Origin of the sequence: Bowmanella denitrificans (assembly GCF_039522935.1) — a bacterium.
Classification (GTDB): Bacteria; Pseudomonadota; Gammaproteobacteria; order Enterobacterales; family Alteromonadaceae; genus Bowmanella; species Bowmanella denitrificans.
In genome coordinates this window covers 163154-179475 of record NZ_BAAAEI010000014.1, presented here as the reverse complement: position 1 = coordinate 179475, position 16322 = coordinate 163154, and the positions used below count along the sequence as shown (strand labels likewise).

Below are 16322 nucleotides of genomic sequence, written 5' to 3'. Positions count from 1 at the left end.
GATGGTGGTAGTGCAGAAAACGCAGGAGCACTATAGCGTATGGAACGCTATAGAAAAGCTTTAGCTGGCCTGCTTTGCAGGTAAGCTTCAGGGACGTAGCTTATAGTTTTTCTGCCCATCCATCCCTGGATATCGTCGGCGAATGCTCCTGCAACGCCGATATACGCCCGCCAGGGATGGTGGTAGTGCAGAAAACGCAGGAGCAGTTTTTCTGCCCATCCATCCCTGGATATCGTCGACGAATGCTCCTGCAACGTCGACATACCATCCATCCCTGGATATAAAAAGCCGGTCAGAAGACCGGCTTTTTGTCATGCAAGGTAGTTAGGCCACAGATTTGTCTTTCTGCGTGTGTGCCTTATGTCCCTCCAGCACGCCGGGCGCGAAGCTGTCCACACTCAGGGCTTCTTTGCGCAACACATCCGTACGCTTAAGCTGTTCAGCTTCATGCTCGGAAATAATACCCTCCTTAAGAGCCAGCTCCAGCATGGTCGCAAAAGGCAACTTACGTGGAATTACTTTTTGTTTTTGCGCCTTGAGAATTTTCTTCTCAATTGGCACGACATCATGCATGGCAATAAAGGCGTTTTCGACGATTCCAACCGGATCATCAGCTTTTTCACCGATATAGCACAAGTGGGTCAGGCGGTCACGCATCACGCCAGGCTGCATCAGGCTGTCACTCACTTGCTGGGTAATATCGTCATGCGGCATGCGATAGTTGATTCCCCAGGGGAACACCACACGTTTAAGCATCACAGCCACCAGTCGATTGGGGAAGTTCTGGAAGAAACCGTTAAAGGCTACACCGATACGCTGCAAACAACGTTGCACGGCATAATGCACAAAGGGTAAGTCGGCCACCTGACGACCATCAGATTCATAGCGACGCAGCACAGCCGAGGCAATGTACAACTGGCTGAGTACATCGCCAAGACGGGCAGAAATCATCTCCTTACGTTTAAGATCACCGCCCAGAATCAACATGGAAAAGTCTGCACAGAGTGCTAGCCCTTTCGACATACGTGAAAGCTGCTGATAATACTCACCCGTTTCACCTGATACCGGGGCACGATTAAAGGCACCAGCTGTCAGCCCTTGCCACAACGCACCAAAGAAATTGCCGGTAGCAAAAGCCACATGCTTAACCAGCAACTGGTCAAAGTCCTTCAGGCCTTGCTCTGTATCGGGATTGGCCGCCGCTTCCATTTCCTCAAACACATAGGGGTGGCAACGGGTTGCGCCCTGACCAAATATCATCAGATTACGGGTCAGGATATTGGCGCCTTCCACGGTAATTGCCACAGGGGTACCGAAATACTGATGCGCAAGGTAGTTTTTAGGACCAAGCTGTACACCCTTACCAGCATGAATGTCCATGGCATCGTTAATGATTTCGCGTGACATTTCCGTCATATGGTATTTGGCAATCGCTGTCACTACTGACGGGCTTTCACCCAAGTCAATGGCGCCAGCCGTCATGGTACGCATGGCTTCTAACGTGTAAGTCAGACCACCGATACGCCCCATGGCTTCCTGAATACCCTCAAACTTACCAATAGACAAACCAAACTGTTTACGCACCGCCGCATAAGCACCCGTGGTGCGAGCCGACAAGTGGCCATTAGCCGTTGCCAGGGCCGGCAATGAGATCCCCCGTCCTGCCGATAAGCATTCCACCAGCATCCGCCAGCCACGCCCAGCGTAATCCGGGCCACCGATGATCCAATCAAGGGGGATAAACACGTCTTCACCTGTGGTGGTGCCGTTCATAAAGGCCATTGCCACTGGGAAGTGACGATCACCTACGTTAACACCAGGGTGGCTGGTGGGAATTAAGGCACAGGTAATACCAAGGTCTTTCTTGTCACCCAACAAAGCATCGGGATCGTACATCTTAAATGCAAGCCCCAATACGGTAGCAACAGGTGCCAAAGTAATATAGCGCTTGTCCCAACTTAGCTTAAGGCCTAGCACCTCTTTACCTTCGTGCATACCTTTACACACGATGCCGGTATCAGGAATAGCGCCAGCATCAGAGCCCGCTTCAGGACCGGTTAAGGCAAAACAGGGAATGTCAGTACCATCGGCCAGGCGCGGCAACCAGTAATTTTTCTGTTGCTCAGTGCCATAATGCATTAACAGCTCACCTGGGCCCAAAGAATTGGGTACCATCACGGTAACTGCCACGCTCAAGGAGCGAGTGGAGATGCGTGACACGATGGTGGAATTGGCAATCGCCGAAAATTCACGTCCGCCAAAAGACTTCGGAATAATCATGGCAAAGAAACCTTCTTTGCGCAGATATTCCCATACCGCTTTGGGCAGATCTTTGTCTTCATGCACAATCTTGTGGTCATCCAGCATTTTCAGCAGGGTTTCCACCTGATTGTCCATAAAGGCTTGTTCTTCCTCACTTAACGCAGGTTTTGCATAGCCGTGCAGCTTGTTCCAATCCGGTTTGCCGCAAAACAGCTCACCTTCCCACCAAATAGAGCCAGCTTCCATAGCTTCACGTTCGGTCGTGGACATGGGTGGCAGAATCTTCTTGAAGATCTGGAACACCGGTTTGGTGATCAGGTTACGCCTGATATCTGTCACGCCAAGCACAACGGCGAGAACTACCAGCAGAATCAATAAAATAGACATGACTACACCTTCTATTAAGCAATATCCATTAAAGGATGTGGGGAAACTTCGGTTCCGGGTGCACCAACACCTGCTGAGATGTAAGGCATCAGGCGGGCGATAATACCCTCAACCGTCACTTCCTGATCATAATCGGCCAGGGCAATTTCACTTAACGCCTTGCTTGATGCCATGGTGAACACAAAAGTGCCGATGGCAAAATGCAGACGCCAGAAGATTTCCGCCGGCGATAATTGTGGTACGGCAAGATGCACAGCATGCACGAACGCACGCAGCACCGCTCCATAATGAAACGTGATATATTTGCGCAGGTGTCCTTGGGACTCTGAGTAACCACGGCCGAGCAAACGGACAAAAATTGCCGTACCATCCGGATGCACCAGATTAAGACTCAACAATGGCTTAACCAGGCAAGAAAATACCTGGCCCACATCAGGACTCGGCTGTCTTCTCAGCAAGTTTTGCAATTCATCATCCACGGCCGGCATCAACACGGTCAGGTAACGCTGCAATACCTCCTGAATAAGCTGCTTTTTGGAACCAAAATGGTAATTAACCGAGGCCAGATTAACTTTGGCCTGCGTGGTAATCGCCCGTAACGAGGTATCACCAAAACCGTGCTCAGCGAACAAACGCTCGGCGGCATCCAGAATTTGTACTTTGGTTTCTGCGCTCATATCAAACAACCAATTCAAACAACAGTTTGAAATCTATGTTTAAATCAGGGGAATTTCAAGTGCTAGTTGCTACAGTGTTCCAGACGCATGATTTTTAAAGAGATTTTTTAATGCGACGAATTGGGAACTTGCTCAGGTTTTGACAGTCAGAGTATATGAGAGTTTTGTTTCCCTTCTCCCTGGACCCGATTTCACTAGCGCCTTTTGAAACCGGGTCTTTTTTATTGGCTGCTCCTATGTTGTTCCCGCTAAATGTGTCTCAGGGTATCTTCTACCTGGCCGAACTCTTATAATGGAGAGGCCCCGAAAACCAGCGATTCAATTAAGAATAAACGGGCCAACAACGAACAATAAAAGGGACAATCATGCCAAATAAACTTACCCTGTCTGCCATTATGGTAGGACTTTCTATGAGCCTGGCAGCCTGTCAGCAAGACCAGGCCGCTAGCAACCAAAGCCCGGCCAAGGTAGAACAAGCCGCAACCCACAGCGCGCAGGACGCCAGGGACTTTATCGAAAGTGCCCAGGCTGAAATGGAAAAACTGCAGTTTCCTGCCTCTCAGGCTGCCTGGGCCTATGCCACCTATATCAATCAGGATACCGCCGCAGTGTCTGCCTACCTGAGTGAAAAACTGTCAGTCCGCACTGCCGAACTGGCCAAGGAGGCAGCCAAATTCAACCATGTTGAGGTGGATGCTAATACCCGTCGTCAACTGGACTTATTGCTTAACTCCTTTGTCCTGGCCCCTCCGTCAGCGCCAGAGAAATCCGAGCGCATGTCGCAGATATCCTCGGAACTGGACGGGATGTATGGCAAAGGCGACTACTGTCGTAAAGACGGGGAATGTTGGGATCTGGGGCAGATGACCGCCAAGATGGCCAGAAGCCGGGATCACGAGTTGCTGCTGGAAATCTGGCAAGGGTGGCGACAAATCTCTGTGCCTATGAAGCCCCTGTACGAAGAAATGGTCACACTGGCCAATGAAGGCGCCAAAGAACTGGGCTTTGCCGATACCAGCGAACTATGGCGTGGCAAATATGATATGCCGGCCAAGGATTTTTCTGCAGAACTGGACCGTACCTGGGAACAGGTCAAACCTTTCTATGAAGCACTGCACTGCCATGTGCGCGCCAAGCTCGGTGATTACTACGGCACAGACGTTGTTCCGCAGGACAAGCCCATTCCCGCGCATTTGCTGGGAAATATGTGGGCACAAAGCTGGGGGAATATTTATGATTTAGTTAAGCCTGAGCAGAAAATGCAGGTGCCGGATGTCACGGCGGCACTGAAAAAGCATGGCTATGACGAAATAAAAATGGTCAAGCAAGCCGAATCATTTTTTACCTCGCTGGGCTTTGAGCCCCTGCCTGAAACTTTCTGGGAACGTTCGCAATTCGTTAAGCCCCAGGACAGAGATGTGATATGTCATGCATCTGCCTGGGATCTGGATGACAAAGACGATCTACGGATTAAAATGTGTATCCAGAAAACCGGTGAAGAGTTCAATGTTATCCACCATGAGCTGGGACATAACTTTTACCAGCGTGCCTATAAAAACCAGCCTTTGCTGTATCGCGGCTCCGCGAACGACGGCTTCCATGAAGCCATTGGCGATACGATTGCCTTGTCTATTACACCTAAATACCTTAAGCAAATTGGCTTAATCAATGAGATCCCGGATGAATCCAATGACCTGGGTATGCTGTTACAGGTGGCACTGGATAAAATTGCGTTTGTGCCCTTTGGCCTGATGGTGGATCAGTGGCGCTGGAAGGTATTTTCCGGGGAAGTGACACCGGAAAATTACAACCAGGCCTGGTGGGAACTGCGTGAAAAATATCAGGGTGTGATGGCACCCGTAGCGCGGGATGCTAATGCCTTTGATCCAGGTGCAAAATACCACGTACCTGGCAATACGCCTTATACCCGTTATTTCCTGGCCCATATTCTGCAATTCCAGTTCCATAAGGCCTTATGCGAAATTGCCGGTGATCAGGGGCCTGTGCATCGCTGCTCTATTTACGGCAGCAAAGAAGCAGGTAAAGCGCTAAATGATATGCTGGAAATGGGTATGAGCAAACCCTGGCAGGAAGCATTGCAAACCATGACGGGGTCAAACCAGATGGACGCCACAGCTATTCTTGATTACTTTGCTCCTTTGAAAACCTGGTTGGATCAGCAAAACCAGGGCCGTCAGTGCGGCTGGTAAGCTTGTCAAAAAAGCAGGCAGCGCATAGCGCTGCCTGCTCCTCTAAGCTATTGCTTTTGCGGGGCGTCAATCCCTATTAAACGGGCCTGGCCATCTTGCAATGCTTGCCAGTCTTTCACCGGCCATTGCAACTGCACTCTGGCGCCGGTCACAATATTGTCTACGGCTTGGCCTGTGGCCAGCTCCACCAATTCATTCAGACCTGGGTTATGGCCAAATAACCAAACACTTTGCCAACTGTTATCCAGCGCCAGTAGATAACGCATCAACCTGTCACCACTGGCCTCATAAAGCGCCCAGTCCAGATGCAGAAGTTCGAGTGGCATATCCCGGTTACGCAGATAAAACATGGCGGTGCTGTAGGTGCGAATCGAGGGTGAACACAAAATCTTATCCGGTAGCCGCCCTCGCAAGGTTTCTGCCATCACTGGCGCGTCCCGGTAGCCCCTGGCATTCAAAGGGCGAAACTCATCGTCCACCACATGTTTCCAACTGGATTTGGCATGGCGTAATAAAAGCACTTGTTTCATCAATACCACTCGCACAACGATTTAATGCTGACTGACATTAATATTAACCCTATGTTTTGCAGCGTTTAGATTTGAATCATCGCCCTATCATCAGGCTATTCTGATTAAAACCTTGCCCGCAAAGTGACACCAAAGGTGCGTGGCTGATTGGTACGATACGCCAGCCTGGCACGCCCTCCCCGCTCCCGGTCAAAGGACAGATTGGCATTTTCATCCGTGACATTATTGATATACAACACCGCTTCCCAGGTATCGTAAACCAAACCTGCGCTGAGATTCAGGGTATTGTAGGCATCCAGTTCCAGATCCAAGGCCGTCAGCTCATTACCCGTGGCACCACCAAAGGGCAAGCCGGACACAAAGTTGCCCGCCCCCGCCACCTGATCACTTGGCTGAGTAATTCTGTCACCCACATATTGAAAGGATGCAGAAAGGTATGTGTCATTGGCACTCAATATGGCGGTATCAAAGTCATAGGTGCCTGCCAAAGCAAACTGAATCTCAGGCACCGATGCCAGACGATTGCCATCTTCTACCCCGCCTAGTACATTGCCATCACCGTCACGCACGGTGGAGTCAAATTCGGCCTTTACAAAACTACCAGACAAGGTGACGAACAGATTATCGGTAGCACGGCGGGTGAGTTCATATTCCAATCCAACCGTATGCGCCTCTGGCACATTAAAGGAAATGCGCGAAGAACAAGAGCCGGCATCCAATGTCACCTGCAAATCACTGATATCAGTGTAGAACACAGCCATATTAGCGCTCCAGCGCCTGGCATTGGCCTTCATACCCACTTCATAGTTAACCAGCTTTTCATCATCGTAGTTCTGAAAGCTGCCAAAAGTTTGCAGATCTGAGCCCTGGCAAAGTGTTTCGTTCAATGGGTCATTGACTCCCCCCAAACGGAAGCCCTGCGATATCTGTGCATTAAGATTCACCGTTTCGTTTAGCTCATAATTGGCAATAAACCTTGATGTAAAACCATCTGATGAGGTGGCATCCACCTGGTCATCCGCGTTTGAAAATAACCCGCCGGTGGTAAAACGCCGCTCTTCTTCATAATCGTAAAAACGGCTGCCAAGGACCAGATTGAGTTTATCGTTTACATCGTAAGTCAGCTCACCAAACACCGATTTTTGTGTCAGGTCGTAGGGTAAATCCGCGTTATACGGCGAATCCGGGCCAAAACCATTTGCAGCAGCGGCAGCTTGCCCCTCGCCTAATACAGCGTCGGTAAAAGCATCATAACCCGGAGTCGGCAAACGTTGACTGTACTGACGCTGGGTATCAGAGTAAAACACCCCAGCCAGCCACTGCAGTGCATGGTCAGTGTTCGAACTAAACCGCAGTTCAATGGTGTCCTGCTCAACTTCTGTGCGATCATGCAGGTTCGACGGCAACAATACTGCTTGCTCGGGGAAGCCCAGGTCCACGCTAACGCTGCCGGACAGCGCACTGGCGTCGCGACTCACCAGAATGTCCCTGTCGGTGTAGCTATACACAAAGGTCATATCCACACTGTCCAACTGCCACTCTGCAGTGATATCGGCAATCAGTGTTTCGTCCTTAAAACCTTCATCCAGCAGCAAGTATTGTTCCCGCTCGCCTAACTGTATGGCCGGACGGGTCGTGGTATACGGATTGGCAAACAGATTAAAGACTTCCTGACGGTTAAACCCATCTACATCAATTTCCTGGTATACCACCCTTGGGGTGATGGTCAAATTGTCAGTCGCCCACCAGGTCAGAGCCAGTCGCCCGCCGGTGCGATTGCCACCATTTACATCCTGTTTGCGACTGCCATTTTCACCCAGTGCATCAATAAACCCAGCATATTCTGTTGTATAAACCACCGCGCGCATGGCCAGTTTGTCATCCACTAACGGCAGATTCACCATGCCCTTAACATGCCCGCCGGTATCGCCGTCGGTTAGTGTATTCAGGTTAAGCTCCAGACTGCCGGTCAATTCATCGACTTCGGGTTGATTGGTTATGTAGCGGATAGTGCCACCAATAGAGCCTGAGCCAAACAAGGTGCCTTGTGGGCCACGTAGGGTCTCGACCCGATTCAAATCATAAAGATCCAAATCCGGGGTAAACAGTGATAGTGAAATCACACTCTCATCCAGATATACCCCCACTTGTTCCTTCACCCCCGGTTGGTCACGCACCACCTGCCCGGCGGATACACCGCGAATAGCCACCTGACTTTGGCCAGGCCCCAGGTTCTGAATCGATAACCCAGCCACATTCCTGGACAACTCTTCTAAATTCGTCGCCCCGGCCCTTTCAATATCCGCCTGGGATTGGGCATTAATGGAAAACGGCACTTCCTGCAAGGTAGAGGCGCGTTTGGTGGCGGTGACCATAATCACCTCTACGTCCTGCTCCTCCTGTTCCTGCTGATTCTGTTGTTGTTGCGCTACAACCTGAGTCCCACCTAATGTCAGCATGCCGTAAAGTGCATATCGAATAGTGGTGACCAAGGGCTTTATCAGTGTGTCCATGATGCTTCTCCTATATTTTTATATAGGTCAATATGTCATCAAGTTGTATAAACCCGACAGCTCGATTGACCCCATCTAAAGCTAGAAGAGCCAGTTGAGGAATGCCAATTAGGCAAGATTGAATGCTTAGTTTATGAGCAGAGAATAAAAAAGGCCGCATTAAGCGGCCTGAGAATAAACTAACAAGTTAGAAATTATAGATGCCTCTGATGTAGTAGAAACCACCGTTAATTCCCATAGGTGCCGTGGTTGGGTAAGCTGAGCCAACCCAATCCGCTAACGGGTTATCGTCCGGAGTGTTGTCCAGGGCATTTTGGGCGCCAACCACCACACTCAAGTTGTCGGTAAAGTTGTAGGCCATTTCCACATCCAGCGTGGTCTCTGCCCCCGGGTAAATTCTGGCATCCGGCGTACCATCATCCACGTGATCTTCGAAGTAATCACCAAAGTAGTTGATTCTTGCCAGGAAGCGCCAATCACCGTTGGTATGATCGGCCGTCACACTGAAGCGGGTATCCGGCAGGTTATCCTCCAGCATCATAACCTTGTTGGCACCAATGTTCCCTACGGTTCCATCAGGGCCGACATTTAACACTTCGGTATCCGTATAGTTGGCAGCCAGCGACAGCTTAGTGTCACCACCAAACATATCCATGCTGTAGTTCATCACCAAATCTATCCCTTGGGTACGGGTATCGAAGTCATTGGTAAAGTAACGAATACTGGTGAAACTGGTAGCATCACGTTGCCCCAATGCCAACAATGCTTCGATATCTGCTGGTGTTAAGGTCAGGCTGGAAGTCTGGCTAATCCGGTCTGTGACTTTGATATTGAAATAATCAATCGTCATATACAGACCATTGTCAAACTCACCCACCAAACCAAAGCTCAGGTTAACAGACTCTTCAGGCTCAAGTTGTTTACCGCCTTTTTGCAACGAAATAGGATGTGTGGGTGGTAAAGTAGCCTGATCTTGTAATCGTCCACCAACAAAGGCGGTGGTCACGTTGCGTACGTTACTCTGGCCAACGGATGGTGCACGGAAACCTGTACTGGCTGCGCCACGCAATGCCCAGTCATCGTTCAGTTGCCATCTGGCTGCCAGCTTACCGTTAAAAGTGGAACCAAAGTCGGTGTAGTCCTCATAACGGGCAGCAACCCCTACCATAAAGTTGTCGCTCAGGTAGGCTTCCACATCCACATAAGCGGCCACGTTGCCACGACTCCAGGTACCAGCATCTTCAGGTTTAAATCCAGGGAATCCATTTGAACCAATGCCAAAACCCTGGGACTCCCCGGTGGCAGGATCATAGGCCAACAGTCCTACTTCATAAGAAGCCGGATTGCCAGGCTGAATCTCAAATGACTCACGCCGCCATTCCAAGCCACCGGCTATATTAATTGGCTCGTCCCAACCGTCTACCTCCATCGGATAAGACAGATCCAGGTTCAAGCCTTTTTCGGTCTGATTATATTGACCAGGGCTGAAACTATTAGGCGTGTCTGGGCCAAGTGAAGGGTTAACGGTGTTGCTAATGGAAAACTCTACTTCACTGCGGGCAAACGAGGCGCTGACATCATACATAATACCATTGGACAGCTCGCCCTTAGTGCCCATCACAATAGAAGCATCGAATACCACCCCACCAAAACTAGGAGTAAAACCACCCGGGAACATCTCATTGAATGCCCAGCAGTTGGGGTCATTTGCTACCTGCTGATAAGCCGCTGACGTCAGGACGTTAGCAGTAATAGGTACAACAGGGCAATCAATACCATCATTAGGGGTCAAATCCCCCACCAGCAGTGTTTCACCACCATCGTTGGAATAGACCCCGCCACGGGTATGAGGGTGACGATAGTAAAAACCACCTTCCACTTCCCGCTCAGACCAGGATGTCCACATGTAGGCTTCCTTGTCATTGCCCAGATCCAATCCGGTATTCAGTAACATCTTATAGTCATATTTAATTTCCGGGTTACCCCAGACTTGTGCCGGATTAGCAACAAACTCGTTACCCGCATCAGCAATAGCTGCGGCATCGGGACGCTGAATACTTCGGCTGGTGGGGTCGGCTTCACGGTATTCAAAACTCAGGTTGGCAAAACCATCATCGGTGAGCGGCAGCCCCACATTGCCTGAGTACTGCATCATATCGCCGTCGCCCTCGTAATAAGAGCCGTAGCGCGCCTCAAACTGGCCACCATCACTGTCATTTTTCAGTGAAAAGTTAATCACCCCGGCAATGGCATCTGAGCCGTACTGTGCCGCAGCACCGTCTCGCAACACTTCTATCTGACGCAGCGCAATGGCAGGAATAGTGGAAATATCCGGTCCCTGGGCACCATCCGATAAACTGCCGCCCAGGAAAGTAATGACAGCCGAACGATTTTTACGTTTGCCATTGACCAGAATCAGCGTTTGGTCAGAAGCCAGACCTCGCAAGTTAGCCGGTCGAACCAAGGTCGAGGCATCATTGATCGGCTGTTCGTTTACGGTAAAAGACGGGACTGCCGACATCATCATTTTGTCGATGTCTGTAGCCCCTTGCCGGGCAAAATCGTCACCGCCGACAATATCCAGTGGTACCGCAGAATCCCCTACCGAACGGGGCGCTGCACGGGTACCGACAATAGCAATTTTTTCTACCGGCGCGTCGGTATCTGCGCCCTGAGATTGATCCTGAGCGTTAACACCAAAGGTGGTGACCACTGTCGCTGCTGATGTGAGTGCAATCCTGATACTTCTAGATAACTTATTGATATGGGTAGGCATTAACCTTCTCCAACTTGTTGTTATTTTTACTTGCTGCTTTCACCTCAAGGGTGAAAATCATGCACAGTTCCGTTGTTGCATCGCCTCTGGTGCACTGCTGCACCAAAATAGCGATTTATTTTTGAGCGTTGTTTGGATGATTCCTTGCCTGTTTGTTTTTTCTTGTGCTATCTCTTTCTAAAACTTAAGGAAAAGTAACAATCAAGAAAACGGCATAAACTATGCTTCCAGACGGATTGTCTCCGTCAATAAACGCATGAAATCACCCATCTAACGATACAAACATATAGCCTGAACCGATATTTAACAAGTTGAAAAAACGGATAAACCTATCAAAGCGTATCCGTTATAAAAGACTTAAAGGGCGAAGAATGTCGCGCAGGTCCAAAGCAAGGCTGCCGCGCTGGCAGCCAGTCCAGCCGGAAACAACTGGGACTTGACATGGTCCATCAAATCGCAACCTGTGGTCATGGAACTGAGTATAGTAGAATCTGAAATTGGCGAGCATTGGTCACCATAAACACTGCCATTGAGTACGGTGGCAAAACAGATGGCCATATACAATTCGGGGTTGGCTAATTGTTGATCCTGGGTAATCATCCAGGCCAGCGGCATCGCCAGTGGAAAGGCAATGGCATAGGTGCCCCAACTGGTACCAGTAGAGAATGCAATCACCATAGTAATCAATTGCAAAATCACCGGCAGCGCCCAAAAGGGTATTGTTTCCCCTAATAAGTCAATCAGATACAGTCCGCCTCCAATCTGTTTACTGATCCCCCCTATGGTAATCGCCAGCATCAAAACCACCGAGGCGACCACCACGGATTTTAGGCCATCACCAAAACCATCCAGCAGGTTCTCCAGGCTCATGCCTTTGCATAAGGCGATGGCAGATGCCACCACCAGAGCAGTGCCAAACGCCCAGTTTACCTTAGGGCTGCCAAGCCACATAAAAGTGCCTACTGCAATGCCCAGCAAGAGTAGCAGTGGTAACAAAAACTCCCACATATTGGCCTGATAATGGGCTGGCACTTGCACTTTATGTAGCTCGCCACTGCTCATGGGTCTGGCGGAGGGAGCATCAAGTTGTCCGGTCTTAGCTGCACGTTCATGGGCTTTTCTCAGACGTTTCCCCGAAAAAGTGAAAATATTTAAGCTCATCAACAAGGTACCCAGTACCGCTAAAATCGCGTAAAAGCTAAAGGGAATGCTGTCAAAGAAAAACGCAATGCGATCGGCCTCGGTGGCCAAAAAGGCGACTCCCGGCACAAAAATAAAAGCCTGCACGTAGGCGGGCCAGGCATTGAAAGCCAATACAACGGCGATAGGTGATGCGGTGGAGTCCACTACATAGCTCAATTCTTCATGGCTGACCCCGGCCTTATCGGCAATCGGCCTGACGGTCGTGCCCACCAACACGGTACTGATGGTGCCGCCCTGAAAAAACATCGCCCCCAACAACCAGGTAACTAATTTGGCAGAGCGCGGGCCTCTGACAAAGTGGCGAGTCATGGTTTGGGCAAACGCTTGTGCCGCGCCAGTTTTGGCCCAGATGCCGGTTAAGCCCCCCAGCAACCATAAGTACAAGACTAAAATGGCGGCCGCACTTTGTGTGCCCAGACTAGGAATTAACACCTTATCGACTATATCAAACTGACCGATTAAGAATGCACCTGTGACGATACCGGCTAATAGCGCCACTATGGGTTCGCGGCAGATCAGGCACAGGGCAATAGTGACAAAGGCGGGCAATAAGGACCAGATGCCATAATGAAAATCGGCCTGTAACAACATGATTTGGCCGTCTTGTTTTTCCACCCACTGGCGCTTAACGGCAGGCTCTTCCTGCAACCTGTCCAGGTTGACTTGTCGCAGCGGTGAATCCTGATAAGCCACCAGGCCATCCACCGGCAGCACCTCACCTTGATAGCGGTACATCAGACGTCCATCGGCGGTATGAAAGGTCTCATACAGGTAACTTTGCTCTTTCCATACCGGATGCTGGGCCTGATTGGCGTACAAGGCGGCCATCAGCGCCAGTAATAAAAATCCCCAGGTTGCAAGATTTCTGCTCAACACCTGTGCTCCTATTTACTCAAAAGTGCAAAAACTAACATTCAGCTAACAGCCTTGGCGAGCATCTAAGTTTATCTTCCCTATACCCTTTTGTTATCCAGGCGGCTTACTTGCCGCAGGCAGCTGTTTGCAGGTAGTCTGGTAGCAGAGATTAATTGCCGGACAGGCTATGCACGACCATCACCACCACCATCATGCCCATGGCAGTCAAGATAACATGGCTGTGGCGTTCTTTCTTAACCTTGGATTTGCCATTATTGAGTTTATTGGTGGTCTGCTGACCAACAGTACCGCCATTATGGCTGACGCTGTGCATGATCTGGGTGATGCCATGTCCATCGGATTTGGCTGGCTGATGGGTAATGTCTCAGGTCGCCCGGCCAACAGCAACTTTACATATGGTTTCCGGCGCCTGTCACTGTTGTCAGCCATGATTAACGGCCTGGTGCTGATAGCGGGCACCAGTTGGGTGTTGTATCAGTCTATCCCCCGTTTGTGGGACCCACAAATGCCCCACACTGCAGGTATGCTGGGTCTGGCGATATTGGGCATTGCCGTGAACGGTTATGCCGCCTGGCGTATGCAAGGGGGCAAAACCCTGAATGAGAAAGTACTGAACTGGCATCTGTTGGAAGATATGCTCGGCTGGGTCGCCGTACTGGTTGTCAGTCTGGTGATGATGGTTGTGGAGCTGCCAATACTTGACCCGCTGCTGGCCATTTGTTTCAGCCTGTTTATTTTATTTAATGTACTACGCCATACCGCCAGCAGCCTGGGGCTGTTCCTGCAACGCAGTCCGGATGTCAAAATGCAGCAAGAGGTTGAACAGGCCTTGCTGTCTCTGCCGCAGATTACCGGATTTCATCATTTGCATTTCTGGTCACTGGACGGTGAGAAACATGTGCTGACCGTACACCTGGTCAGTGCCCAGATGTTATCAGCCACGCAATACCAAGCCCTGAAACAGGCGGTTAATGACCAGTTGAAACCCTTTGAGCTGGCCCATACCACCATTGAAATTGAACATCCTGAGGAAACCTGTCGGGACCAGGAGCCCACACCACACGACCATCATGGGCACTGCGAGCATTCACACTAACCCCGTCCGGGCCCGGAAGTAAAACGGCGCTTGTGGGCGCCGTAGCATATTTCGGATCAGGCCTGCTGACTGGCCTGATATTCTTCGTAAGGACCCTGAAAATCGATGATTCTGTCAGCCTTGATATCCAGCACCCGGCTGGCCAGCGACGAAACAAATTCGCGGTCATGAGAGACAAAAATAAGGGTCCCCTCAAAGTGCTCCAGTGCCAGGTTAAGGGCTTCAATAGACTCCATATCCAGGTGGTTGGTGGGTTCGTCCATAATCAGAATATTGGGGCGCTGATTAATCAGTTTGCCAAACAACATACGACCTTTTTCACCACCAGAGAGCGATTTTACTGACTTTTTAATGTCATCCTGTGAAAACAACATTCTGCCCAGTAAGCCACGCACGGTCTGTTCATCATCGCCCGGGTTTTTCCATTGGCTCATCCAGTCAAACAACGTCATGTCCTTGGCAAAGTCACTGCTGTGATCCTGGGCATAATAACCAATACTGGCATTCTCCGACCATTTAACCGTACCGGTTTTAGCCGGTAACTCACCGACCAGGGTTTTCAGAAAGGTGGTTTTACCAATACCGTTGGCACCAATCACCGCTACTTTTTCACCCACTTCAAGGATCAGGTTAAACTGCTTAAATAACAGTTCGTCGTAGCCGTTGCCCAGATTTTCCAGTTCGAGGGCATTACGGAATAACTTCTTGTGCTGCGTAAAGCGGATAAACGGGCTGACGCGGCTGGAGGCCTTAACCTCTGCCAGCTCGATCTTTTCAATCTGTTTGGCTCTGGAGGTGGCCTGTTTAGCCTTGGACGCGTTAGCCGAAAAGCGGCTGACGAAGGTCTGCAGTTCCGCGATCTGGGCCTTTTTCTTGGCGTTTTCATTGAGTAACAACTCACGGGCTTGGGTGGCGGCCGTCATATACTCGTCATAGTTACCAGGATACAAGCGCAGCTCACCGTAATCCAAATCTGCCATATGGGTACAGACCTTGTTCAGGAAATGCCGATCGTGGGAAATAATAATCATGGTCGCATTGCTTTGTGCCAGGGTGTCTTCCAGCCAGCGGATTGAGTTTATATCCAAGTTGTTGGTCGGCTCATCCAACAGCATGATATCCGGCTCGGCAAACAATACCTGGGCCAGTAAAACCCTCAATTTCCAGCCTGGTGCCACTTCGCTCATCAGGCCAAAGTGTTGTTCAACCGGAATGTCCAGCGCCAGCAATAACTCACCGGCCCGCGACTCCGCGGTGTAGCCATCCATTTCCGCGAACTGGGTTTCCAGCTCTGCTACCAGCATCCCATCTTCTTCGCTCATTTCAGGCAGGGAATAAATTCTGTCACGCTCCTTTTTCACTTCCCATAATTCCTTATGGCCCATGATCACGGTATCGATAACAGTAAAGTTTTCAAAAGCGAATTGATCCTGCCCCAATACGCCGACTCTGGCGTTCGGGTCGAGCATCACATTGCCTGCCGACGGCTCCAGCTTGTTGGCCAGAATCTTCATAAAGGTGGATTTGCCACAACCGTTGGCCCCAATCAGGCCATAGCGGTTACCGCCGCCAAACTTGATGGAAATATTTTCAAATAGCGGCTTGGCGCCGAACTGCATGGTGATATTGGCGGTAGCGATCATAGAAACCTGTTAGCAAATAGATAAAAGCCGAAAGGGCCGAACAAAAAAGCGGCGCAGTGTAGCTTACTTTTGCCTGAATGTATGCCGTTTTCACTGTTCTTCTACAGATAAATGCCCAAGGCCCAGGCATTTCTTATCCTTCAGCTATT

9 protein-coding genes are annotated in these 16322 nt (G+C 50.2%); 2 read left to right on the top strand and 7 right to left on the bottom strand.

The features are described 5' to 3' along the window. Positions 1-324: 324 nt before the first annotated feature. Both ABD028_RS13345 and psrA read right to left on the bottom strand, forming a co-directional pair. Positions 325-2649 carry an acyl-CoA dehydrogenase gene (locus tag ABD028_RS13345; protein ID WP_343845495.1) on the bottom strand — a complete coding sequence of 775 codons (2325 nt, stop codon included), beginning with the start codon at positions 2647-2649 and terminating at the stop codon, positions 325-327. Between the two features lie 14 nt (positions 2650-2663). Further along, a complete protein-coding gene (psrA, locus tag ABD028_RS13340) occupies positions 2664-3326 on the bottom strand; it encodes a TetR family transcriptional repressor PsrA (protein WP_102795203.1) in 663 nt (220 codons plus the stop codon). 362 nt (positions 3327-3688) lie between these two features. Between psrA and ABD028_RS13335 the strand changes: the two genes are divergently transcribed. Beyond that, positions 3689-5536, top strand: a complete 1848-nt coding sequence (locus ABD028_RS13335; RefSeq protein WP_425542110.1) for a M2 family metallopeptidase — start codon at positions 3689-3691, stop codon at positions 5534-5536. Between the two features lie 47 nt (positions 5537-5583). Here the strand turns inward: ABD028_RS13335 and ABD028_RS13330 are convergent, their stop codons facing one another. From ABD028_RS13330 to ABD028_RS13315, 4 genes are all read right to left on the bottom strand, one after another. Then, positions 5584-6066, bottom strand: coding sequence for a SixA phosphatase family protein (locus ABD028_RS13330; protein ID WP_102795201.1), 483 nt, complete (start codon positions 6064-6066; stop codon positions 5584-5586). Between the two features lie 104 nt (positions 6067-6170). Then, entirely contained in the window at positions 6171-8579 is a 2409-nt protein-coding gene (locus tag ABD028_RS13325) for a TonB-dependent receptor (protein ID WP_425542108.1), read from the bottom strand. A gap of 187 nt (positions 8580-8766) precedes the next feature. Next, positions 8767-11355 (bottom strand): TonB-dependent receptor plug domain-containing protein, encoded by a 2589-nt coding sequence (locus tag ABD028_RS13320; RefSeq protein ID WP_343845491.1) that lies wholly within the window; start codon positions 11353-11355, stop codon positions 8767-8769. 357 nt (positions 11356-11712) lie between these two features. Next, a complete protein-coding gene (locus tag ABD028_RS13315) occupies positions 11713-13434 on the bottom strand; it encodes a Na+/H+ antiporter NhaC family protein (protein ID WP_343845489.1) in 1722 nt (573 codons plus the stop codon). Positions 13435-13600: 166 nt separating this feature from the next. Here ABD028_RS13315 and ABD028_RS13310 point away from each other — a divergent pair, with 166 nt between their 5' ends. Then, positions 13601-14530, top strand: coding sequence for a cation diffusion facilitator family transporter (locus tag ABD028_RS13310; protein WP_343845487.1), 930 nt, complete (start codon positions 13601-13603; stop codon positions 14528-14530). 56 nt (positions 14531-14586) lie between these two features. Here ABD028_RS13310 and ABD028_RS13305 read toward each other — a convergent pair whose 3' ends face one another. Then, positions 14587-16173 (bottom strand): ABC-F family ATPase, encoded by a 1587-nt coding sequence (locus ABD028_RS13305; RefSeq protein WP_343845486.1) that lies wholly within the window; start codon positions 16171-16173, stop codon positions 14587-14589. Positions 16174-16322 lie beyond the last annotated feature (149 nt).